Source organism: Polaribacter sp. P097, from assembly GCF_036864555.1.
GTDB lineage: Bacteria > Bacteroidota > Bacteroidia > Flavobacteriales > Flavobacteriaceae > Polaribacter.
Genome location: NZ_JAZETJ010000001.1, coordinates 806426 through 828805, shown reverse-complemented (window position 1 = coordinate 828805; position 22380 = coordinate 806426). Strand labels below are relative to the sequence as shown.

Here is a 22380-nt window from a genome sequence, read left to right as displayed (position 1 = left end):
ATTACACTTTAGTGCTTAAATAAAACTCTTCGTAAGTTTCAAGTAAGTTCATAAGCGCTTTCATTAAATCTTTTGTTTCTAAAAGTATACTAAAGTAAAGTGTTGTGTTTTTAGGACTCGTTTCGTCTGTTCTAATTCTGGCAACTTGCTTTTCTATAGATAAAGAAACATTGCTTAATAACTCTCTTTTTTGAATTAATAACGGATTTAAATCATCGAAATTACGCTCGTTAAAAATAGTAGAAATGATACCTAAAATGGTACTCAATTCATTATTTATAAGCTTTAAATCTTTAATTTGACCTTTCTTTAAATTCTTGTGGTTGTTATTAACATGCTTAAAACTTGCTCTAGAAATATAACTTATAGATTGTGCTGAATCTTGTAAATATCCTAAGACTGAAATATAGAATTTACTTGCTTGCACAGAAGTTTCATCTAACGATTTAATGAAATAGAAAACATTGTCTTTTAAATCATCAATTTCATCGTTTAACTTTTCTACGTGCTTATCTGTTTTTCTAAGTTTGTTTAAATCGTGATTTGCCAAATCATTTACAACATGTGTATACAATTTTTCAATTCTGGTTGCAACTTCAGAAACGTGTCCAGAACTTTCATCAATAACACCATTAATAGTAATTAATTCAGATCTTTCTATATATGTTTTTCTCTTTATTTCTTGTGCTTTTTTTCTATGTGCTATAGAATTCTTAGTAATTAAAGCAGCTACAACTACCAATAAAATTGGAATGAAAATAATATGTAAATGAATTAAATAAGCAACAATACCTGCAGCTACAAATGCCACTAAAGCAGTTAAAAACCAACCACCAATTACATTTAAAACCCCAGCAACTCTATATACTGCACTTTCACGACCCCAAGCTCTATCTGCTAGAGAAGTACCCATGGCTACCATAAAGGTTACATAAGTGGTAGATAAAGGTAGTTTCATAGAAGTTGCTATAGAAATTAAAACACTAGCCATAACTAAGTTTACAGATGCTCTTACTAAATCAAAAGCAGGCATTTCTATAGTTTTGTCATTTGGCAATTTTACGCTTGGTTTTTCAAATTTTGAGTTGATAAATGTTCTTGTTTTTTCAGGAAGCACATAATTAATACCCACATTTACAAACATAGCAAAACGTACAACTACTCTAGAGACGTTATTAGGTTGAAATTTTTCATGACCTTCACCTTGTCTCGATAAGTTAATGCCTGTTTCAATTACTGATTTTGCTTTAGAAGATGTCCATAAAGTAATAACCATAATTAAACCAGCAAGTAGTAATAACCACACATTAGATTTTACTTTAGCTGCTAAACTTGCCATAGAAAAGGTTTCTGCACTTACGCCAGAAACACTCCAGGTTTCATAAGAATTTAAAGCTGCAATTGGCACTCCAATAAAGTTTACTAAATCATTCCCTGCAAAAGCCATAGCTAGAGAAAATGTACCTATACCTATTATTAAAACAAGAATATTTAATTTAAAAATTTTGGTTAATAAGTAGGATAAAGCTGTCCAAAGTACAAAGCTAATGGCAATAATGCTTATGGTATTACCCTCCATTACATGAGCAATGTTTTCGTAAAAATCTGTACCCTTTAAACCTTTAATTATAATAAAATAGGTAATTGCAGTAATTGCAAAACCACCAAATAAAGAATTAATATAGGTAGGTCTGCTAGCAAAGTTAAAAGAGTATATAAGTCTAGAGAAATATTGTACAATAGCACCAACACTAAACGCAACTACAACAGATAGTAGAATACCTAATATTATATCAGTAGCTGTTTCATAATTAATGTATTTCCAAATAGCGGTTATTCCTTCAGCATCATTTTGAGATATTTTAATAAAGGCAATAACTACAGCAGAACCAAGCAATTCAAATACAATAGAAACTGTAGTAGAAGTTGGCATACCTAAAGAGTTAAAAAGGTCTAAAAGTAGAATGTCTGTAATCATAACTGCCATAAAAATGAACATCACATCTTGAAAAACAAACATACTTGGGTTAAAGATTCCTTTTCTAGCAACCTCCATCATTCCACTAGAAGATACAGCACCAAAGAAAACACCAACACTGGCAATAATCATAATATTTCTTACAGAAATTGCTTTAGAACCAATAGCAGAATTTAAAAAGTTTACAGCATCATTACTAACACCTACAACTAAATCTACAATAGCTAAAGCTGCTAGAGCAACTAGCATTAACACATAAGGATCTCCCATTTTTGGCGATTATTTTTATTCGGCAACAAAGTTAAATACACAGCAAGTTGATAATGTTATCTTAATGTTATGAAATTTATGCCCTATTTGCATAGGTAAATTTATAATTTTTATTTCTAATGCTAAGGTTTTAAGGTGTTTAAAAATTATTTTAAATCAATTTCTTCATTAACGTTTGCTTAACAGGTTTTTAACCCAAGCATAATTTATAGCTAACAATCAATTTACAGATGTGGAGCTACTTTTGCAACGAAAATTTATTTACAAGAAATGAAGAAAATACTATTTATAACTTTATTATGCTTAAGTCAATTTATTAATGCTCAAGAAAAGGGTACATTAAAAGGTTTACTTTCAGATAAAGAATCAAACAATGAGCCTTTGCCATTTGCAAATGTGGTAATTAAAGGTACAACTATAGGTACAACTACAGATTTTGATGGTAATTATACATTATCTGTTCCTGCAGGTAGTCACATTGTAGTGTTTAGTTTTTTAGGGTATAAAGCAGTTGAAAAACCATTTACAATTAAAGCAGGAGAAACTGTAACTATAAATCAAATAATGTCTGCTGAAGAGGGTGTTGCTTTAGATGATGTAGTAATTAAAACAACAACTACTAAAGATAATGCAAACGCACTTTTATTAGAGCAGAAAAAAGCCACTGTAATTAAAGAGAGTATAGGTTCTCAAGAATTAGCGAAGCAAGGTGTAAGTGATGCAGCAGGTGCAGTATCAAAAATATCTGGTGTATCTAAGCAAGAAGGTTCTAGTAATGTTTACGTGCGTGGTTTAGGAGATAGATATTTAAATACAACAATGAACGGTTTATCATTACCTTCTAATGATGTAAACAAAAAGAATATCGATTTAAATTTATTTCAATCAGAAGTAATACAAAGTGTTTCTATTAGTAAAGCATATTCACCAGAATTTTATGGAGACTTTGCTGCAGGTAATGTAAACATTGTTTCTAAAGAATATAAAGGTGATGGTTTCTTTGATGTTGCTGTAGGTACAGGAGTAAATACTAGGGCTGCAGGTAAAGACTTTAAGAAAACTAAAGGTACAGGTCATGTAGGTTTCTTTAGAAGATATGAGCACAACCCATTTGCACAGGTTTTATCTCATGGAATTGATCCAGAAAATGGTGGTGAGCCAATTAACTTAAATATTGGTTTAAGTGGTGGTAAATCTTTTGATTTTGGAGATGATTCACGTTTAAGCTTATATGCTACAGCATCTTTTCAAAACGGATATGAATATAGAGAAGGGCCAGCAGTAGATTTTACAAATGTATTTAAGGTAAGATACCCAACAGCTCAAGAATACGAGTACACTACAGCTACAACTGTAATGGGTAATGCACTATATAAAATTAATGATGATCATAAAGTAAAATACACTTCAATGTTCTTAAACAGTTCATCAGACCAAGTAGGGTATTTTGGTGTGAATGGTTTAGGTGAAAATAGAGATGCTATTTTAAACACAGACGAAGGCTTTTTTCAATTAAATGTACAGTTTAATCAAGATTTAATCTTTGTAAATCAATTAACAGGTGAGCATGACTTTTACAATGTTACAGACGAAGATCCAGAGTTTAAATTAACTTGGGGAATTGGTTTTAACAACGTTTTCTCTCATGAGCCAGACAGAAGAAGAATTAGTTTAGAGAATTATCAATTTTCGTTAGATAATGACCCTACAACAAATGCATCTTTCTACAATAACATTGTATTTGATAACCAAAGATACTTTCAGAAAATTATTGATTCTGAATTGAACAGTAGAATTAATTTAGAGCAAGTAGTTTCTGATAATTTTAGCTTAAACTATGGTTTTAATGGAAGAAGAAAAACGCGTAATTTTGAAAACATACGTTATGGCTACGATTTTTTAACTCCAAATGTTGAAATCGCAGATCCAAATAACATAGATTCTGTTATAAATATTGAAAACTTTCGTAATGTTTATAACACGGAGGTATTTAATTCTGTAGATCCTTCAAGATATCCTACTGCTAATTTTCCTGGAAGAAATGAAAATACATATTTTGGTAAATTAAGTGTATTTGGTGCTTCTTTAGGAGGTGTATTACAAGTAGGAGAAAAATTAACTGTTGTTCCTGGTATTCGTTTAGAGTCTTTTGAGCAGTTTATATCATATGATGTAATTAACATCAATCCAAATGATCCTAAATTTAGAAACGCTAAAGAAACATTTTGGTTACCATCTTTAAATTTAAAATATGCTTTAAATGATGATCAAAACTTACGTTTCACATTTAGTAAAACAGTTTCTGTACCAGAATTTAAAGAAGTAGCGCCATTTGTTTATGAAGGTGTAACACAAAGAATTGGCGGTAACCCAGATTTATTAGATAACCCGTCTTTTTCAGATGTATTTAATATTGATTTAAAATACGAATGGTTTATCAATAGAGGAGAAGTATTGTCTTTAAGTGCTTTTGGTAAACAAATTAACGATCCAGTAAACTTAGTTATTGCAAGTGATGCAACAGGTGTACAACGTTATTTTAGAACAGGAGATAAAGCAACTATTTTAGGAGTAGAAATAGAAGCCAGAAAAAACCTAATCACTGACGAAGATGATAATGCTCAACTTACTGCTGGTTTCAACTTTACATATATGCATACTGAGCAAGACTTATATGCCAATGTATCTGGAAGTGCTTTTACTACATCATTCAACAGAGCTACAGATCAGTTACAAGGTGCGTCACCAATCTTGGTAAATGCAAACATAAACTATAGCCCAACAAAATGGGAAAACTACAAACCAACTGCAACATTAGTATTCTCTTATTTTGCTGATAGAATTGATGCATTAGGATCAGGACAGATTGGTAATATCGTAGAAAAATCTGTACCAACTTTAGATTTTGTTTGGAAAAACAATATTGGAGAAAATATAGAAATCAACTTTAGTGCAAGCAATATTTTAGATCCAAGAATAGAAAGAGTAAGAGAAGGTACGCCTTTAGGAGACATCGTTTTATCTGGATATAATAGAGGTAGTAATATCAGCTTAGGATTCAATTATAAATTTTAATAAAATAAAAACTAATCACGAATTAATTAAAAATGAATAAATTAAACTTTAGAACAATGAGAAATAAATTTTTATTTGCAATGACAATTGCAGCAGCCTTATTCACGTCATGTGGAGAAGATGGTACAGCTGATATCGTAATTAACGATAATAGTGTTACAAACAACACAACAAACAATACGAATGGTGGTGGAAACACAGGAAACCAAGGACAAACAATTGAGTTAAATGGTACTTACACTACTAACTTAACTTTAGATGCTGCAAACACGTATACTATTACTGGACCTACAGTTATCGAAGATGGTGCTACTTTAACAATACCTGCAGGTATGGTTATTACAGCAGCAGCTACTGGTGCAGATGTATATTTAGCAGTAGCTCAAGGAGGTAAAATTATTGCAGAAGGTACTTCTTCTCAGCCAATTATTTTTACTTCTGGTGCAAATACACCTAATTCTGGAGATTGGGGTGGTTTAATCTTATTAGGTAAAGCACCTGTAAATTCAGTAACAGGTAGTGCAACTGCAACATCAGAAATAGGAAACTTACCTTATGGTGGTTCCGAAGCTGATGACAATTCAGGAACTTTACGTTACGTAAGAGTTGAATATTCAGGAGGTAAAGCATCAGGTCAGTCAGAAAACAACGGTTTTTCTTTCTATGGTGTAGGAAATGGAACTATTGTAGAGTACATTCAAATGTTTGAAGGTGCAGATGATGGTATTGAATTTTTCGGAGGTACTGTAAACGTATCTAACTTATCTGTAGTAAACTCTCAAGATGATTCAATTGACTGGACAGAAGGTTACACAGGTACTATTACAGATGCTTATGTAAAGCATGGTGTAAGTCATGATAAAGGTATTGAGGCAGATGGTTATAATACAGATGTAGGTAACAACTCTAACCCAATATACTTCTCTAAGCCAACTGTAACTAACTTAACTATTGTAGGTTTAGGTTCAGGTACTGGTAATGAAGCTATTCGTTTAAGAGCTGGTACTCAAGGTATCTTTTCTAACGTAAAATTAGAAGGTTTTGCTGAAGGATTTGATTTAGATGGAGATTCTGGAGATAACCCAACTGGAGCTGGTGTTTTAAGTGGAGATTTAAATGTAAACTCTGTTATTTTTGTAGACGTTACTGTTAACATGAAAAACGATACAGGAGAAACTTTTACAGAAGCAGATTTCTTAACTGTAGATCCAAATGCTACAGGTACAGATTATGCAACTTGGGGTGCAGGATGGACAAGATCTTAATCACAAATTGATAGATAAAAAAAAGCAGGCTTAAAGCCTGCTTTTTTTATTTTAAGAAATAGGAATTAAGCTTTTTTATCTTTACAACAAGCCATTTTACAATCTTCTTTACATTCCATTTTATTTTCGCTCATTTCGCATTTTTCTTTACAGTCTGCAGTACATTCATGCTTTTTAGCAGAAGGTTCAGATTTGATTGCAGAAGATTCTGAAGCTTTGTATAATTCCCCTCCAGCAATACCATCTACAAAAGCAATAAGCTCATCTTTAGAAGTAGTATTTGCATCAAATTCTATATTTGCAATACTATCTTTAAAAACTACTTTTGCCTCTAAAACACCTTCTTTTTTAGACAATTTAGATTGTATTGTTTTTGCACAACCAATTTCGCATGTCATACCAGAAATGGCTAAGGACACATTTTCTTTTTGTACTTCTTTGGCACATCCTACTAAAATAAAACAAGCAAGTACTATCGTATAAACTATTTTTTGCATTCTCATTAGAAACTATTATTTAATTATTGTACAAATTTATCAATATTTAAAGAGGTTTTTAAATAATTGTTCCACTTTTGCAAAAACTTTAACCAAGCTTATGAATAATCAACAACAGAAATGGTTGTATCTTCTTTTATTATCATTTGTTTGGGGAAGCTCCTTTATATTAATGAAGAAGGCTTTAATAGATTTAACACCTGTTCAAGTAGGGGCTTTACGCATGTTAATTGCTGGAGTTGTTTTATTGGCTTTTGGCTTTAAAAGTTTAAAACAAATAAAGAGAAAACACTACAAGTACATTTTTTATACAGCCTTGTTGGGTACATTTTTTCCTGTGTTTTTGTTTGCTTTTGCAGTAAATGGTATAGACAGTTCTATAGCTTCTATTCTTAATTCATTAACTCCTTTTAATACATTTATTTTTGGAGTTTTAGCTTTCGGATTAAAGTTTAAAAAAGAACAATTAGTAGGTATAGTTATAGGTTTAGTAGGTACAATTGTACTTATTGTTAAAGGTGCAGATCTAAATCCGAATCAAAATTATTGGTTTACATTACTAGTGGTAATAGCCTCTATAGGTTACGCTTTAAATGTAAATTTGGTTAAGAAATACCTAAGTGATGTAAGTGCTCTAAGTATTGTTACAGGTAATTTTTTATTATTAGTGATTCCTGCTTTAATTGTGCTTTATTTTTCTGATTTTTTTCAAACCATGGAGTTTACAGAATCTAAAACTAGTGCTTTAGGTTATGTGGCTGTTTTGGCTATTTTTGGAACAGGAATTGCCAAGGTTTTTTACAATAAAATGGTGCATTTGGCTTCGCCTATTTTTGCATCATCAGTTACTTATTTAATACCTATAGTTGCTGTGTTTTGGGGCATTTTAGATGGGGAAGAATTGAGCTTAATTCAATTATTAGCAGGTTTAATAATTTTGCTTGGAGTGTATTTATTAAATAGGTCAAAATAAAAAAGAGCCAAAGCGTAACACTTTGACTCTTTTAAATAATATTTTAAAAAGATTTATTCAAAATCAGCGTCTGTAACACCTTCATTTACTTTAATCTCTTTAACTTCAAAGTTTAAATCCATTGGTCCTGTTTTAATACCAACTGAATATGGAAATAAAACTCCGTTTACGGCTTTGTAGTTTCCAAACGTAGTTGGCACTTTTACCTCTTTACCATCTGGAGTTTTAGCTGTTTTTACTTCTTTGGCTTTTAATCCAGTTTTCATGTCGTAAAAAACCTCAGTATTATTAAACTTAACTACATAGTAATTTACGCCATCTATTGGCTCAATTCTGTCTAAAGTACCTTTTTTGTAAGCCATATCAGAAAATGGTACTAAAGTAGCTTTAGCTTCATCTATTTGCGCTTGTGGCATATCCATTTTTTGACCTCTTGCTGATTGGTAACCAGTTTCACCATTAAAAACAGATTTCTGCATTACATTACCCATAACAGCAATTTCTTGCAATGTTTTATTTGGTGCAGAAGATTTCATGGTCATAACTAATGGAGTACCTTGTATAGTTGCATTAGATACAATCATAGTAGTTTTAATAGCTTCTACTTTTTCTTTTCCTCCAATGGCTTCAATATACTTGTCAACTACTGTTTCTGCAGTCATACCAGCAGGAATTGGTAATGTCATTGGTGGTTTAACAGTTGGGTTACCTTCTTTGTCGAAATATTTAATTACGTAATCGGTTTTTTCTAAATTCTTAAGAACATCAATACCTTTACCTGTAATTACAATTCTTGCTTTGTTACCTGTAAAATATTTAATTGCAGCATTCTGTACATCATCTAAAGTTACTGCTTTAATATTTTTAATATAGTTTTCATAAAAATCTTCTGGCAAGTTGTAACGCTCAATATTTAATGCAAAGTTAGCTACTGTTCTTGGTTTTTGAACATCCATTACAAAACCTCCAATATATTCTTCTTTAGAGTTTTCTAATTCTTCAGCAGATACTTTTTTGTATCGCATTTTATTAATTTCTTTTTGTAACTCAACAACAGAACTATCTGTTACCATGTTTCTAACACTTGCTGTAGCTCTAAATGTACCTGCATATCTATTTTGTCTTAAACTAGAGTAAGAACCATAGGTATACCCTTTATCTTCTCTTAAGTTCATGAATAAACGAGCAGTACCACCACCACCTAAAATATTATTTGCTAAAAGTGCTGCATAATAATCATCATCACCTAAAGTTAAATCTACATTATTAATAATTGCAATTTCTGACTGAACTGCATTATCCATATTAATAAAATCAATTTCAGTAGTTTCTACGTTTTTAGCTTCTGGAATTTCGTAAGCAGGGATTTCTCCTTTTTCCCAACCAGAAAATAAATCTTTAACTAATTCTTTAGTAGCTTTTGGGTCAATATCACCTTCAATTACTAAATATGCATTGTTAGGCTTGTAGTAAGTGTTGTAGTTATTAATTACATCTTGTAACGTAATTTTTTCTACACTTTCTTTTGATGTAAATTCTCCAAAAGGATGATTTCTTCCGTAAGTTAAAACGTTTTCTACTCTTCTTGCAGCAGCAGTAACGCTTTTTTCGTTAGATTTAATTCCATCTAAAGTAATTTGAACTTCTTTGTCAAATTCTTCTTGAGAAAACACAGGATTCTGCATACCATCTGCCATTAAACCTAAAATTTCTGGAAAGTATTTTGTTAAAGATGAACCAAAAGCACCTGAGCTAAAAAAGCTAATATTTGCTCCGTAAAAATCTACTTTTTCGTTAAACTCATCTTTAGAGATAGATTTTGTTCCTCTACCTAATAAGCTTCCCATCATTCCAGAAACACCAGCAATTTCACCCTCTAAATAAGGTTTGTTATCTATAGTTAAGTTTGCAGAAATTCTTGGTAATTTATGGTTTTCTACCATAATTACTTTTAAACCATTGTCTAGTGTAAACTTAATTGGCTTACCTAATTTTACTACAGGATCTGGTCCTGGTTTAGGCATTGTACTTCTATCTATTTGTGCATTAATAGCCACTGTTGTAAGAAATAGCGCTACTAATGATAATATTTTTGTCTTCATAATTTATATCTTATTTTTAAACGAACTTCGATGTTATTATTTTGCTTCTGGTAAATATTCTAAAAGTAATCTTTGATTCGGATTTAGATATTTTTTAGCAACATCTCTAATTTCTTCTCTAGTAATTGATCTGTAAATATCAATCTCTGTATTGATTAAATTAGTGTCTCCATATAAAACATTGTAACGTGCTAAAGAGTTAGCAATACCTTCTACACTTGAGTTAGAATTTACAAAGTTGTTTTCGAACTGATTTTGTAATTTTTGAAAATCTTTCTCAGAAATTAATTCAGTTTGCATTTTTACAATTTCTGCATCTACTTCTGCTATAATATCTTTTAATTCTGTATCACCTTGTGGTAAACCATATAAGATATAAGTACCATAATCTTCTTGACTTAAGTTAATTGCACCAGCTTGTAAAGCCATTTTCTTATCATCTACTAACTTTTTGTAAAGAACAGAACTTCTACCAGTACTTAAATAAGAAGAAATCATATCTAAAACTCTAGAGTCTCTAGTTTTCATAGATGGTGTTCTATAAGCAGCCATAATTGCAGGTATTTGAATATTTGCATCATAGCCTTTAGCAGTCATTTGCTCAGTAATTGGGTCTTCTTTTGGGAAATTTCTAGTAATTTCTTCACCTCTTGGTATAGGTCCAAAATAATCTTCAATCATTTTCTTTGCAGCATCTTTATCAATATCACCAGCAACCACTAAAGTTGCATTGTTTGGTACATAGAACTTTTTGTTAAATGCTAAAAACTCTTCTAAAGTAGCAGCATCTAAATCTTCCATTTTACCAATAGTTGTTCCTTTATAAGGATGCTTTTTAAAGATGTTTTCTTTTACATATTCTAAGAATTTAGAATAAGGTTGGTTGTCTACACGTAATCTTTTTTCTTCCTTTACAACTTCATTCTGAGTATCTACACCATCTTGACCAATAATTGGATGTAATAAACGCTCAGACTCCATCCATAAACCTAACTCTAATTTATTAGAAGGAAAGATTTCGTAATAATAAGTTCTGTCATCTGTAGTATTGGCATTATTTCTACCACCATTAGAAGAAACCATTTTAAACCACTCACCTTTTTTAATGTTTTCTGTTCCTTCAAATAATAGGTGTTCAAAGAAGTGGGCCATACCTGTTCTTCCTGGTTGCTCATCTTTAGCACCTACATGATACATTACAGAAGTTACAACAACAGGTGCTGAAGAGTCTTGATGTAATATTACATGCATTCCATTACTTAAATCATACTCTTCAAATTCTACCTGTTGAGCATTCATAGAAAACGCAACTAATACAGCAGAAGCAAGAGATAAAATACTTTTCTTCATTGATTTTTTTATTTAATTAATAATTTACATTTGTGTTTGACGCTTCATTTTACAGAATGTTACAGAAAATAAAGTTTTTTGTCAGTTACCAAAAATAACAAAGGTTTGCTAGAAAACATAATGAAATTAAAGGATAAATATTTTTTATTTTTAATATTTAGCTTTATTGCTGATTTCTAAAAATTATGTATATTTGCATCCGCATTTTCAGTAAGTTAAGTGCAATAATAAGTATAAATACGCAAAACAAATAGTATGTACGCAATCGTAGAGATAGCAGGGCAGCAGTTTAAAGTAGCAAAAGACCAAAAAGTATACGTTCATCGTTTACAAGGAGAGGAAGGATCAAAAGTAACTTTTGATAACGTTCTTTTACTTGATGATGCTGGAAACGTAACTTTAGGCGCCCCAGCTATAGAAGGAGCATCAGTAACAGCTCAAATTTTAAGTCACTTAAAAGGTGATAAAGTTATCGTTTTCAAAAAGAAAAGAAGAAAAGGATACAGAAAGAAAAATGGACACAGACAGTCTTTTAGCGAGATTCAAATTGAATCTATTGCAGCTTCTGGTACTAAGAAAACTGCTAAGAAAGCAGCTTCTAAGAAAACAGAAACTACTGCAGGCGCTCCTAAGAAAGCTGCTCCTAAAAAAGCAACTAAGGCTAAAGCTGACGATTTAAAGAAAATTGAAGGTGCAGGTCCTAAGGCTGCAGAAGCATTAGTAAATGCTGGCTTAGATACATTTGCTAAAGTAGCTAAAACAGATGCTGCTAAATTAAGTGAAATTTTATCTGAAGCTAGTTCAAGATTATCTCATATTGTAACAGATACTTGGCCAAAGCAAGCTGGTTTAGCTGCAGAAGGTAAATGGGATGAATTAAAAGAATTACAAGATAGATTAGATGGTGGTATTGAAAAATAACTAACTAATTTAGCTTTAACCTATAAAAACTCAAGAAAATGGCACATAAAAAAGGTGTAGGTAGTTCGAAGAATGGTAGAGAATCAGAATCGAAACGTCTAGGTGTAAAAATTTTTGGAGGACAAGCTGCAATTGCAGGTAACATTATTGTTCGTCAGAGAGGTACAACTCACAATCCAGGAGAAAACGTTTACATGGGTAAAGATCATACTTTACATGCAAAGGTTGACGGAATTGTTGAATTTCAAAAGAAAAGAGATAACAGATCTTATGTATCTGTAACTCCATTTGAAGCTTAAGAAATTAAGTTTAAAACTAAAAAAGCTCAAACATTAATTTGTTTGAGCTTTTTTTATTGCTTACTTTTCACTCATAAAGGTTTCTCATTCAACTTTATAGAAAAATATTTTAGCTATGAAACAGCTTCTTTTTAGCTTCTTTTTGCTTTTTACAGTTACTTTAAAAGCGCAATTGGCAACAGATTTTCAAAAGATTGAAAATTTTATCATCGAAGAAAAATTAGATTCAGCCGTTTTTTACCTAAACAAATTAAAAGATGGTAAAGACAAGGTATTTTTAAAGAAAATGATTCTTAAAGATGAAATTTCTTATAAAGATTATTATCAATTTATTTCAAACCTAGCAAAAAGAGAAAATTTAGATTTTATTGCTGTTGCTAATTATATCAACAAAGAAGTTAAAACGCCTAAAATTAGTAAGGGTTTAAATAGAGATTTTTTTAATATTAAGTGGGTTTTAATAAGCAAACTTAGAAATGAAATCCATTTAGAAGAAGCAAATCAAGAGCAACTTAAATTAGAAAGCTATATATCAAAATTTAAGGATGCAAGTGATAATTACTTATGGGCAAGTACTAAAATACAAACACACCCTCTTGTAATTCATCTTATAGAAAAGAATATAACAGAAGGTAAAGAGTTAATTAAGAAAGGTGTAGCAATTGCAAAAGAGTTAGAAGATGTAGAATTAGAAATTACCTTCTTGAGCCATTCAAAAGGATTTTTAATTTATGAAAATAAACTAGAGGAATATATTGCTACTTGTGAATATATTCTAGAGTTAGAAAAACAGTTAGAGGAAAAGACTAGTTATTATTATGGTACCATTACAGATTTAGTAAATGCCTATATTTATAAAGGTGAAGACGATGAAAAGGTTTTAAAACTGATAGATGAATTGTACAATTCGTATTCTAAACTCTATTCTTATATGCTTTATGCACAACTTATGTCTACAGCAAAAGAAAAGCCAGAAATTAAAAATCTAATTCTAACAAAATTTAACACTTCTAATGTTTTAGAACTTGTAAAAAAGTTTGATGAGTTGGGTAAAGACCTAAATTTAAACGAATATTATCATCTTATAAATAAAAGTTCTGATGCTTTAGCAGAACACGATTATTTTGAGGAAGCTTTACAATACAAACACAAGGCACTTCAAATTACTAGAGATATTTATTCTGAAGATCTTACAAGATCGCTTACTAAATATAAAAACCAAGAAGCTTTAAAAATTAAAGAGGAAGAAATTGGTTTAGAAAAAGAACAAAGGCAATTGTATTTTATTATTGCATTGCTTTGTTTCGCATTGCTTATCATCACTTTTGTAGTGCTTAGAAAAATTAAAGATCAATCAAATGAATTGGCACGTAAGAATAAGTTAATTGAAATATCATTAGAGGAAAAAGAGACGCTAATTAAGGAGATGCATCATAGAGTTAAAAATAATTTTCAAATTATAAATAGCTTGTTAGATCTTCAAACAGATGAAATAAAAGATGTAAAAGCGCTGCAAATATTAGAGAAAGGACGCAATAGAATTAAATCTATGTCTTTAATTCATCAAAAATTATTTAGAAGTAAATCTGGTTTAATCAACTTTAATGAATTTGTAGATTTGTTGGTAAAGGAACTTTCTTACCTGTATAAGTTGGAAGATAATTTAGAGGTAACTGCAAATATTAAAGACATCTTTTTTGATATTGATACAGCCATACCTTTAGCATTGGTGTTGAATGAAATTATAACCAATTCTTTTAAATATGCATTTGAAACAGAGAAAAATAATAAATTAGAAATTACTTTAGATAAGCAAGACAGTCAAAATTACTTATTAACGATCAAAGACAATGGTTCTGGTTTTACAAAAGATTTTGAAATTGAACAAACAACAAGTTCTGGTCTAAAATTGGTAAAAAGATTAGTTAGGCAATTGCATGGTAAATTGACTATTATAAATAACGAAGGTGTTACTTTTGAAATTCAATTTCAAGATACAGAAACTAGAAAAGAGATAAACTAAATTTTATGGGCAAAATTAAAATTTTGGTGGTAGAAGATGAGATTATCATAGCAGATAATATTTGTAAAACGCTAGAGAGCTTAAATTATAAAGTTTTTGAACCTGTAATTAATTTTTCTGAAGCAGTAGCTAGTATAGAAAACCATAAGCCAGATATTTGCATTTTAGATATTCAATTATCAGGTAAAAAAACAGGGATAGACTTAGCTAAAAAAATAAATGCAGAATATAAGTTTCCTATTATTTTTTTAACCGCAAATGCAGATTCTGAGACACTAAATAAAGCTAAAGAAGTATCTCCAAATGCGTATTTGGTAAAGCCTTTTAGTAAAAATGAATTGTACACATCTATAGAATTGGCCATTTCAAATTATGCAAAAAAGGCCTTAAAGTTTGACCAAAAAGCAGTTTTTGTCAAAGAAAAAGGAGGCTTTAGTAAAATAAAATTCGAAGACATTCTTTTTATAAAAAGCGATCATGTGTACGTAGAAATTATACTTACCAATCACAAAAAAATAATATCTAGAATTAGTCTAAATGAAATTTCAGAAAAATTAAATGCAAGTTTTCAAAGAATTCATAGAGGTTATATTATCAATCTCAACTACTTAGAAAAGGTAAATCAAGATGCCGTTTTTGTTGCAGATTTTGATATTCCAATTGGAAAAAAATATAGAGAAGATTTAATGCAAAAGATGAATTTATCTTAGTTTTTTAACTTTCAGAACATTATTAAAGCGTTTAAGAACATTTTTTATTAGATATACTTAAATTAACCTAACTTTAACCAAAGTATAATTTCTATTTAATAATGTTGGGGGATATTATAACTAATTAAAATTATACCTATAAGCCACTCTTTAAGAGTGGCTTTTTTTATGTAATAAATGTTACGTTACTACTTACTACTATTTTGTATTTTTACACCTTATGAGTTTCCTATATAATTTAGTAGTTTACCTAGCTAAATTTTTCTTAGTACTATTCTCAAACTTCAATAAAAAAATAAAGCTTTTTGTTGATGGTAGAAAAGAAACTTTTTCTAAAATAAGCGAGTTAAAAAACCAAAAAACAATTTGGTTTCATGTAGCTTCTTTGGGCGAATTTGAACAAGCTAGACCTATAATAGAAGAATTAAAATACACTCACTCAAACTATAAAATTTTAGTTACTTTTTTTTCTCCTTCAGGATATGAGGTTCGAAAAAACTACAAACTAGCAGATGTAATTTGCTATTTACCTCTAGATTCTAAAAAGAATGCAAAGCAATTTATACAAACTCTAAATCCTGAATTAGCCATTTTTGTAAAGTATGAGTTTTGGCCAAATTTTTTAAATGAATTAAAAAACAAGGAAATACCTACAATTTTAGTATCAGGAATTTTAAGAGAAAAACAACTGTTCTTTAAAAGTTATGGAGGGTTTATGAGAAACTCTTTACACGCGTTTCATCATTTCTTTGTTCAGAATGAAACTTCTAAAGAGTTATTAGCTTCTATTAACTTTAATAATGTAACAGTTTCAGGAGACACTAGGTTTGATCGTGTTTCTAAAATTTTGGAACAAGACAATTCACTCGATTTTATCACTCAATTTAAAGACAATAAATACACTGTTGTAGCAGGTAGCACTTGGCCCGAAGATGAAGCGTTATTAATTAATTATATCAATAACAATGCATCAGAAAATGAGAAATTTATAATTGCACCACATAATATAAATAACGAGGCTATTGTGCAACTTAAAAAAGCTATTGCCAAGAAAACAGTCTTGTATTCGGATAAAGAACATAAAAAATTGAGTAATTATCAAGTGTTCATTATAGATACCATTGGTATTCTAACCAAAGTATATGCATCCGCAAATTTGGCATATGTTGGTGGTGGTTTAAAAACAGGATTGCATAATATTTTAGAACCTGCAACTTTTGGTATTCCAGTATTTATTGGCGATAAATTTAGTAAGTTTAAAGAGGCTGTAGATTTGGTTAAAATTGGTGGATGTATATCTATTCAAAACCAAAAAGAATTTACAGAAAACTTGCTACAATTAAGAGATGATAAAAATTATAGAACCTTAACAGGAACTATCAACAAAAAATATATTGAAGACAATTTAGGAGCAACAAAACAAATTATGAATTATTTAAAAACGCAATTATAAATGGATTTTCTTTTAGAACCTTGGCCTTGGTTTATTGGTGGGCCATTAATAGCTTTATCATTATTCCTTTATTTTTATTTCGGACAAAATTTTGGTGCATCTACCAATTTCGAAACCCTTTGTACAATGGCTGGTGCAGGCAAAGTATCTGACTATTTTAAGAAGGATTGGAAACAAAGAGATTTTGCTTTGTTATTTGTAGTGGGCTTAATTATTGGGGGTTTTATATCTGCTTATTTTTTAGTTCCAAATCCTGCTATTGATTTAAACCCAACAACAGTGCAAGAATTAACAGATATTGGTTTTTCTAATGTTGGAGAAACTTATTTTCCTGCAGAAATTTTTAGTGATGATGTTGTGTTTTCCTTGAAAGGATTTTTAATATTAATACTTTCTGGTGTGTTAATTGGTTTTGGAACACGTTACGCTGGTGGTTGTACTTCTGGTCATGCAATTACAGGTTTAAGTAGTTTACAATTACCATCATTATTAGCTGTAATTGGCTTTTTTATAGGTGGTATTATAGCAACATGGTTTATAATTCCAATATTATTTTAATACAAATTAAATAACAGATGAAAAATATAAAATTTTTAATATTAGGTATCTTTTTTGCAATTGTATTAAGTAAATCTCAAGCAATTTCTTGGTATCGTTTTTACGAAATGTTTAAATTTCAATCATTCCATATGTATGGAATCATTGGTGGGGCAGTAGTGATTTCTGCTATAATTATGCAGCTATTTAAAAGCGGAAAAATAAAAGACATTAATGGTAATAAAATTGTGCCTAAACCTAAAAAGAAAGGTGTTATAAGTACTATTTTTGGCGGAACCTTATTTGGTTTAGGTTGGGGAATTTCTGGTGCCTGTGCAGCTCCTGTATTTGTAATTTTAGGTTTCAAATTTTTACCAGCCTTAATCATTTTAATTGGTGCTTTAATTGGTGCCTTTTTATATGGTTTATTAGCAAAAAAATTACCCAACTAAATGAGTAAATTGGTAGATAATTTTGGTAGACAAATAGAATATGTTCGATTAGCGGTTACTGATCGTTGTAACTTACGTTGCCAATATTGTATGCCTGCTCATGGTATAGATATTGTATCAAGACAAGAACTACTTACTTTTAAAGAAATGTATCGTTTAATTCGTGTACTCACAGAATTAGGTGTAAACAAGGTGCGTTTAACAGGTGGAGAACCTTTTGTTCGTAAAGATTTTGTAGGCTTTTTAGAAATGCTTTCTTATAATGATTTATTAGATGCCATTAATATTACTACAAATGGTGCTTTAATTTCGCATCATATAGGTAAAATTGAGAAGTTAGATAAAGTTAAAAACATCAACTTAAGTATAGATAGTTTGCAAAGAGAAAAATTTGCAAAAATTACAAGAAGAGATGTTTTTGCTGAAGTGTATAAAACGTTTGAATTGCTAGAGAAAAGCAGTTTAAATTTAAAGCTAAATGTAGTAGTACAATCTGGTTTTAATACGGATGAAATTGTAGAATTTGTAAAACTTACAAAAGATAAGAATGTTGCAGTTCGTTTTATAGAAGAAATGCCTTTTAATGGAAAAGGTCAGCGTGAAATGCAAGAGAATTGGACGTTCAAAAAAATTTTAAATGAAGTGAAAACTGAGTTTGAGGTACAAGAAATTCAATCAGAAAAATCATCTACATCACGTAATTACAAAATAGAAAACCACTTAGGAACTTTCGGAATAATTCCTGCATTTACAAGAACTATTTGTAATGATTGTAATAGAATACGAATAACAAGTACAGGTACTTTTAAAAATTGCTTGTTTGATGATGGTGTTTTTAATCTAAGAGATTTTATAAGAAAAGGAGCAAGTAACGATGATTTAAAAGAACTCTTTTTATCTTTAGTAAAAGAAAAACCCGAAAATGGCTTTATTGCAGAAGCAAACCGTAAAAAAGGAAATGTTTCTGAAAGTATGAGTACTATTGGTGGGTAATTATATGATAGAAAATTTTTTAGAAAATATAAATAAAACGAAATTCAATGTTATTTTTACTGTTATTGTAATGGTAATTAGCTTTATAATTGGGCAACTACCTAACTTGCCTGATAGCATAGGTTTTGGTGGGTTTATACCTATAATTATGCCACCAATTTATGCTTTAATAACTTTAGCAATCTACTTTGTCTTTAAAAGTTTGTTAGTAAAAATTAGTTGGCTTATTACATTAATAGGTTCTTTATTTAATTTATATGAAGCCTTTGATTGGTATTTATATTATAAAAACTACAAATGATTTCAGTAAAAGAAGCAAAAGACATAGTTATAAACTCAGTTCAAGAATTTGGAGTTGAAGAAGTTCCGTTTCTAAAATCTGTTGGAAGAATTTTAAAGGAGGATATTGTTGCAGATAGAGATTTTCCGCCATTTAATAGAGTTTCTATGGATGGAATTTGTATAAACTTTAATCAATTCAAAGAGGAGCAAAGAGCATTCAAAATAGAAGGTATTCAAGCAGCAGGTAGTGAACAAATCACACTACAAAATCCTAATAATTGTATTGAAGTGATGACAGGTGCAGTACTACCTAAAAATGCAAATACTGTAATTCGCTATGAAGATGTAAGTATCAAAGAAGGCATTGCAACTATTAATGTAGATGAGATTAAGGAACAACAAAACATTCATAAAAAAGGAAAAGATGGAAAAGCTGGTGCTGTTTTAATTCAGAAAAATAAAATCATTTCTGCTGCAGAAATTGGAGTTTTAGCTACTGTCGGTAAATCAAAAGTGAAAGTGGCAAAGCAACCAAAAGTAATGATCGTTTCTACAGGTGATGAATTGGTTGGTGTAGAAGAAATCCCTTTAGAACATCAAATAAGAAGAAGCAATGTGTTTACGTTAGTTTCGTTGTTAGAAAGAATTCAGATTTCATCAGAAACTGCGCATATTACAGATGATAAACCAATTTTAAAATCAAAAATAGAAAGTTATTTGCAAGAATATGATGTATTGCTTTTTAGTGGTGCAGTAAGTAAAGGAAAGTTTGATTATTTACCAGCAGTTTTTGAGGAATTAGGAGTAGAAAAATTGTTTCATAAAGTAGCTCAGAGACCAGGAAAACCTTTTTTCTACGGAAAAACGAGTGTTTGTAATATCTTCGGTTTTCCAGGAAACCCGATTTCTACATTTGTAAATTGTTTGGCTTATTTTTATCCTTGGTATTACAAATCTGTAGGATTAGAAACCAAAGAAGAAACAGCTATTTTAACCAAAGATGTGGTATTTAAACCAGGTTTAGAATATTTTTTACAAGTTAAGTTAAGCGATAAATATGGTCATTTGTCAGCTACACCAATCACAGGTAATGGCTCAGGAGATTTAGCAAGTTTGGTTCATGCAGATGCTTTTATTCATTTACCAAATGATAAAACTGTTTTTAAAACAGGTGAGAATTACCCAATAATAAGATATAGATAATGAGTGATTTTAGTCATTTAAATTCAAAAGGAAATCCTAAAATGGTAAATGTTTCTGATAAGAAAATTACCAAAAGAACAGCCATTGCAAAGGCAACAATGTTTTTAGGAAAAGAAGTAATTGCTCATTTTTCAAATGACGAGTTAATTACCAAAAAAGGGCCTGTTTTTCAAACGGCTATTATTGCAGGGATTCAGGGTGTTAAAAAGACCTCAGATTTAATTCCTATGTGTCATCCATTATTAATTAATGGGGTAGACGTAGACATAAATATTACAGATGATGAACATGTAGATGTTATTTGTAAAGTTACAATTACAGGCAAAACAGGAGTAGAAATGGAGGCCTTAACAGGTGCAAATATTGCGTGTTTAACTATTTATGATATGTGCAAAAGCATCAGTCAGAAAATGATAATTAAAGAAGTGAAATTGTTAGAAAAAACAGGAGGAAAATCGGATATTAAAAATGGCTAAACATCAAAAACATACCAACTTAGTAAGAAGAAATAATGATAATTTTGCGCCTAATGAAATTGCTATTTTAGGTGCAAAATGTGATATCATTTCAGATTTAGTTTCTAAAGTTTCTCAAAATTTAAACAACTATAAATTAGCGTATTTTGATGCTTCTCACGCAAAAGATGTTATAAAAAACAAGCTTTCTGAATTTGTATTTCATCATGAAGGAAATTTACAAATTACCACAACTGGAGCTATAAATAAATACCAACAACGCATAGATTTTGCTCAGTTTGATTATGTTTTTATTAACGGAAATCATTATCAAGGAGCAAAACAAATTTTAATTCTAGACAAAGCCAAAGAGGCTTCTGTGTTAAAAAGATTAGATCAATTAGATAATATTCAATTTATAATCAAATTAGATTCAGAGACTGAGTTTTTTGACTTTTTAGTGGAAAAATATCCAAATATTAAAAACAAACATTGCTATACAATTGGTGAGATTGATAAAATTACCAATCATGTTCATAATTTAATTCAAGAAAAAATTGCTTCTATAAAAGGTTTGGTTTTAGTTGGCGGAAAAAGTACAAGAATGGGTACAGATAAAGCTGAACTCAATTATTTTGGAAAGCCACAAAAACAAAGAACAAAAGAATTATTAGAACTCAATAATTTAGAAACATTTTATTCGGTTCAAGAAAGTAGTAATGAAAATGAAATTTCAGATAAATTTGTAAATCTTGGTCCTTTTGGTGGTATATGTTCTGCGTTTCAAAAAGATCCAAATTTAGCTTGGTTTGTATTGGCTACAGATTTACCATTTGTGAATGAAGAAATTATTCAATTGCTTTTAAAACATAGAAACCCGTCTAAAGTAGCTACAGCAATAAAAGGTAAAAACAAGGAATTTGTAGAACCCTTAATTACCATTTACGAGCCTAAAGCATATCCTATTTTATTACAATATTTAGCTCAAGGTTATTCTTGTCCACGTAAAATGTTAATCAATTCTGATGTAGAAATTGTAGAAATAGATGATGATTTTATTAGAAACATAAACACTCCAGAAGAATTTAAAGCAGCAAAAGAAGAGATAAATGACAAATAAAAGCAAAATTAAAACCTCTTATTTAATTGTTGTTTTATTAATCACAGTTGTCTTATACTACAATTATTCTTTTGAGAAAAAAACAGCTTACTGTGCAACACCAGTTGCTATAGATTATACAGGAAAAAGTCTTACAGATAAATATAAAGAAGGAAGAAAACTATATAAAATGTTGTGTGCATCTTGTCATAAATTAGATAAAAAGTTAATTGGCCCAGCTTTGGCAAATGAAGATTTAACATTTGATTACTTTTATCAATATTCAATTAACGAAAAGAATCTTTTAGATTCCTTGAATATTCAAGCTTTAGAAATTAACAAAAGTCATATTGATTTTTCTTACGAACATTCATTTAATCAACTTAAAAAAGAAAATGTAAAAATGATTTATGATTATGTAAATATGGCTTATTTAGATTAAA

At 30.0% G+C, this 22380-nt stretch carries 20 protein-coding genes; 16 read left to right on the top strand and 4 right to left on the bottom strand.

Features of this window, described 5'->3' with window-relative positions:
- Nucleotide 1 precedes the first annotated feature (1 nt).
- Complete coding sequence (locus V7R38_RS03840) at nt 2-2248, bottom strand: inorganic phosphate transporter (RefSeq protein ID WP_334056125.1); 2247 nt, start codon at nt 2246-2248, stop codon at nt 2-4.
- A gap of 270 nt (nt 2249-2518) precedes the next feature.
- On the opposite strand from V7R38_RS03840, the gene V7R38_RS03835 reads away from it, so the two are divergent.
- Nucleotides 2519-5323 carry a TonB-dependent receptor gene (locus tag V7R38_RS03835; RefSeq protein WP_334056124.1) on the top strand — a complete coding sequence of 935 codons (2805 nt, stop codon included), beginning with the start codon at nt 2519-2521 and terminating at the stop codon, nt 5321-5323.
- Nucleotides 5324-5379: 56 nt separating this feature from the next.
- Nucleotides 5380-6588, top strand: coding sequence for a multidrug transporter (locus V7R38_RS03830; protein WP_334056123.1), 1209 nt, complete (start codon nt 5380-5382; stop codon nt 6586-6588).
- Between the two features lie 65 nt (nt 6589-6653).
- Here the strand turns inward: V7R38_RS03830 and V7R38_RS03825 are convergent, their stop codons facing one another.
- Nucleotides 6654-7091, bottom strand: coding sequence for a heavy metal-associated domain-containing protein (locus tag V7R38_RS03825; RefSeq protein ID WP_334056122.1), 438 nt, complete (start codon nt 7089-7091; stop codon nt 6654-6656).
- A gap of 94 nt (nt 7092-7185) precedes the next feature.
- On the opposite strand from V7R38_RS03825, the gene V7R38_RS03820 reads away from it, so the two are divergent.
- The gene (locus tag V7R38_RS03820) at nt 7186-8058 is read left to right on the top strand and encodes a DMT family transporter (protein WP_334056121.1); all 873 of its coding nucleotides are present in this window, start codon (nt 7186-7188) and stop codon (nt 8056-8058) included.
- Nucleotides 8059-8111: 53 nt separating this feature from the next.
- Here V7R38_RS03820 and V7R38_RS03815 read toward each other — a convergent pair whose 3' ends face one another.
- On the bottom strand, nt 8112-10160 hold the full coding sequence (locus V7R38_RS03815; RefSeq protein WP_334056120.1) for a M16 family metallopeptidase: 2049 nt from the start codon (nt 10158-10160) through the stop codon (nt 8112-8114).
- Nucleotides 10161-10196: 36 nt separating this feature from the next.
- Nucleotides 10197-11510: a M16 family metallopeptidase gene (locus tag V7R38_RS03810; RefSeq protein ID WP_015481654.1), complete on the bottom strand. Its 1314-nt coding sequence runs from the start codon at nt 11508-11510 to the stop codon at nt 10197-10199.
- Nucleotides 11511-11765: 255 nt separating this feature from the next.
- On the opposite strand from V7R38_RS03810, the gene rplU reads away from it, so the two are divergent.
- The 13 genes from rplU (at nt 11766) to V7R38_RS03745 (ending at nt 22379) form a co-directional block, all read left to right on the top strand.
- Complete coding sequence (rplU, locus tag V7R38_RS03805; protein ID WP_334056119.1) at nt 11766-12431, top strand: 50S ribosomal protein L21; 666 nt, start codon at nt 11766-11768, stop codon at nt 12429-12431.
- 38 nt (nt 12432-12469) lie between these two features.
- The gene (rpmA, locus tag V7R38_RS03800; RefSeq protein WP_015481656.1) at nt 12470-12730 is read left to right on the top strand and encodes a 50S ribosomal protein L27; all 261 of its coding nucleotides are present in this window, start codon (nt 12470-12472) and stop codon (nt 12728-12730) included.
- A gap of 115 nt (nt 12731-12845) precedes the next feature.
- On the top strand, nt 12846-14753 hold the full coding sequence (locus V7R38_RS03795) for a sensor histidine kinase (RefSeq protein WP_334056118.1): 1908 nt from the start codon (nt 12846-12848) through the stop codon (nt 14751-14753).
- A 5-nt stretch (nt 14754-14758) separates the two neighbouring features.
- Nucleotides 14759-15463 (top strand): LytR/AlgR family response regulator transcription factor, encoded by a 705-nt coding sequence (locus V7R38_RS03790; protein WP_334056117.1) that lies wholly within the window; start codon nt 14759-14761, stop codon nt 15461-15463.
- Between the two features lie 220 nt (nt 15464-15683).
- Nucleotides 15684-16916: a 3-deoxy-D-manno-octulosonic acid transferase gene (locus V7R38_RS03785; RefSeq protein WP_334056116.1), complete on the top strand. Its 1233-nt coding sequence runs from the start codon at nt 15684-15686 to the stop codon at nt 16914-16916.
- Nucleotides 16917-17474, top strand: coding sequence for a YeeE/YedE family protein (locus V7R38_RS03780; RefSeq protein WP_334056115.1), 558 nt, complete (start codon nt 16917-16919; stop codon nt 17472-17474).
- A gap of 17 nt (nt 17475-17491) precedes the next feature.
- Nucleotides 17492-17905 (top strand): YeeE/YedE thiosulfate transporter family protein, encoded by a 414-nt coding sequence (locus V7R38_RS03775; protein ID WP_334056114.1) that lies wholly within the window; start codon nt 17492-17494, stop codon nt 17903-17905.
- A complete protein-coding gene (moaA, locus tag V7R38_RS03770) occupies nt 17906-18898 on the top strand; it encodes a GTP 3',8-cyclase MoaA (protein ID WP_334056113.1) in 993 nt (330 codons plus the stop codon).
- A 4-nt stretch (nt 18899-18902) separates the two neighbouring features.
- The gene (locus tag V7R38_RS03765; protein WP_334056112.1) at nt 18903-19199 is read left to right on the top strand and encodes a hypothetical protein; all 297 of its coding nucleotides are present in this window, start codon (nt 18903-18905) and stop codon (nt 19197-19199) included.
- Nucleotides 19196-20383: a molybdopterin molybdotransferase MoeA gene (locus tag V7R38_RS03760; RefSeq protein WP_334056111.1), complete on the top strand. Its 1188-nt coding sequence runs from the start codon at nt 19196-19198 to the stop codon at nt 20381-20383. The genes V7R38_RS03765 and V7R38_RS03760 overlap by 4 nt, the downstream gene beginning before the upstream one ends.
- Nucleotides 20383-20859 (top strand): cyclic pyranopterin monophosphate synthase MoaC, encoded by a 477-nt coding sequence (gene moaC / locus V7R38_RS03755; RefSeq protein WP_334056110.1) that lies wholly within the window; start codon nt 20383-20385, stop codon nt 20857-20859. The genes V7R38_RS03760 and moaC overlap by 1 nt, the downstream gene beginning before the upstream one ends.
- Nucleotides 20852-21958 (top strand): molybdenum cofactor guanylyltransferase, encoded by a 1107-nt coding sequence (locus V7R38_RS03750; RefSeq protein WP_334056109.1) that lies wholly within the window; start codon nt 20852-20854, stop codon nt 21956-21958. Before moaC ends, V7R38_RS03750 begins: the two co-directional genes overlap by 8 nt.
- Nucleotides 21948-22379, top strand: a complete 432-nt coding sequence (locus V7R38_RS03745) for a c-type cytochrome (RefSeq protein WP_334056108.1) — start codon at nt 21948-21950, stop codon at nt 22377-22379. Before V7R38_RS03750 ends, V7R38_RS03745 begins: the two co-directional genes overlap by 11 nt.
- The last annotated feature ends 1 nt before the right edge of the window (nt 22380 follow it).

Bases quoted from the DNA above. Each gene is read 5' to 3' on its own strand.
- V7R38_RS03840 (WP_334056125.1), bottom strand. From the start codon at position 2,248: ATGGGAGATCCTTATGTGTTAATGCTAGTTGCTCTAGCAGCTTTAGCT.
- V7R38_RS03835 (WP_334056124.1), top strand. From the start codon at position 2,519: ATGAAGAAAATACTATTTATAACTTTATTATGCTTAAGTCAATTTATT.
- V7R38_RS03830 (WP_334056123.1), top strand. From the start codon at position 5,380: ATGAGAAATAAATTTTTATTTGCAATGACAATTGCAGCAGCCTTATTC.
- V7R38_RS03825 (WP_334056122.1), bottom strand. From the start codon at position 7,091: ATGAGAATGCAAAAAATAGTTTATACGATAGTACTTGCTTGTTTTATT.
- V7R38_RS03820 (WP_334056121.1), top strand. From the start codon at position 7,186: ATGAATAATCAACAACAGAAATGGTTGTATCTTCTTTTATTATCATTT.
- V7R38_RS03815 (WP_334056120.1), bottom strand. From the start codon at position 10,160: ATGAAGACAAAAATATTATCATTAGTAGCGCTATTTCTTACAACAGTG.
- V7R38_RS03810 (WP_015481654.1), bottom strand. From the start codon at position 11,510: ATGAAGAAAAGTATTTTATCTCTTGCTTCTGCTGTATTAGTTGCGTTT.
- rplU (WP_334056119.1), top strand. From the start codon at position 11,766: ATGTACGCAATCGTAGAGATAGCAGGGCAGCAGTTTAAAGTAGCAAAA.
- rpmA (WP_015481656.1), top strand. From the start codon at position 12,470: ATGGCACATAAAAAAGGTGTAGGTAGTTCGAAGAATGGTAGAGAATCA.
- V7R38_RS03795 (WP_334056118.1), top strand. From the start codon at position 12,846: ATGAAACAGCTTCTTTTTAGCTTCTTTTTGCTTTTTACAGTTACTTTA.
- V7R38_RS03790 (WP_334056117.1), top strand. From the start codon at position 14,759: ATGGGCAAAATTAAAATTTTGGTGGTAGAAGATGAGATTATCATAGCA.
- V7R38_RS03785 (WP_334056116.1), top strand. From the start codon at position 15,684: ATGAGTTTCCTATATAATTTAGTAGTTTACCTAGCTAAATTTTTCTTA.
- V7R38_RS03780 (WP_334056115.1), top strand. From the start codon at position 16,917: ATGGATTTTCTTTTAGAACCTTGGCCTTGGTTTATTGGTGGGCCATTA.
- V7R38_RS03775 (WP_334056114.1), top strand. From the start codon at position 17,492: ATGAAAAATATAAAATTTTTAATATTAGGTATCTTTTTTGCAATTGTA.
- moaA (WP_334056113.1), top strand. From the start codon at position 17,906: ATGAGTAAATTGGTAGATAATTTTGGTAGACAAATAGAATATGTTCGA.
- V7R38_RS03765 (WP_334056112.1), top strand. From the start codon at position 18,903: ATGATAGAAAATTTTTTAGAAAATATAAATAAAACGAAATTCAATGTT.
- V7R38_RS03760 (WP_334056111.1), top strand. From the start codon at position 19,196: ATGATTTCAGTAAAAGAAGCAAAAGACATAGTTATAAACTCAGTTCAA.
- moaC (WP_334056110.1), top strand. From the start codon at position 20,383: ATGAGTGATTTTAGTCATTTAAATTCAAAAGGAAATCCTAAAATGGTA.
- V7R38_RS03750 (WP_334056109.1), top strand. From the start codon at position 20,852: ATGGCTAAACATCAAAAACATACCAACTTAGTAAGAAGAAATAATGAT.
- V7R38_RS03745 (WP_334056108.1), top strand. From the start codon at position 21,948: ATGACAAATAAAAGCAAAATTAAAACCTCTTATTTAATTGTTGTTTTA.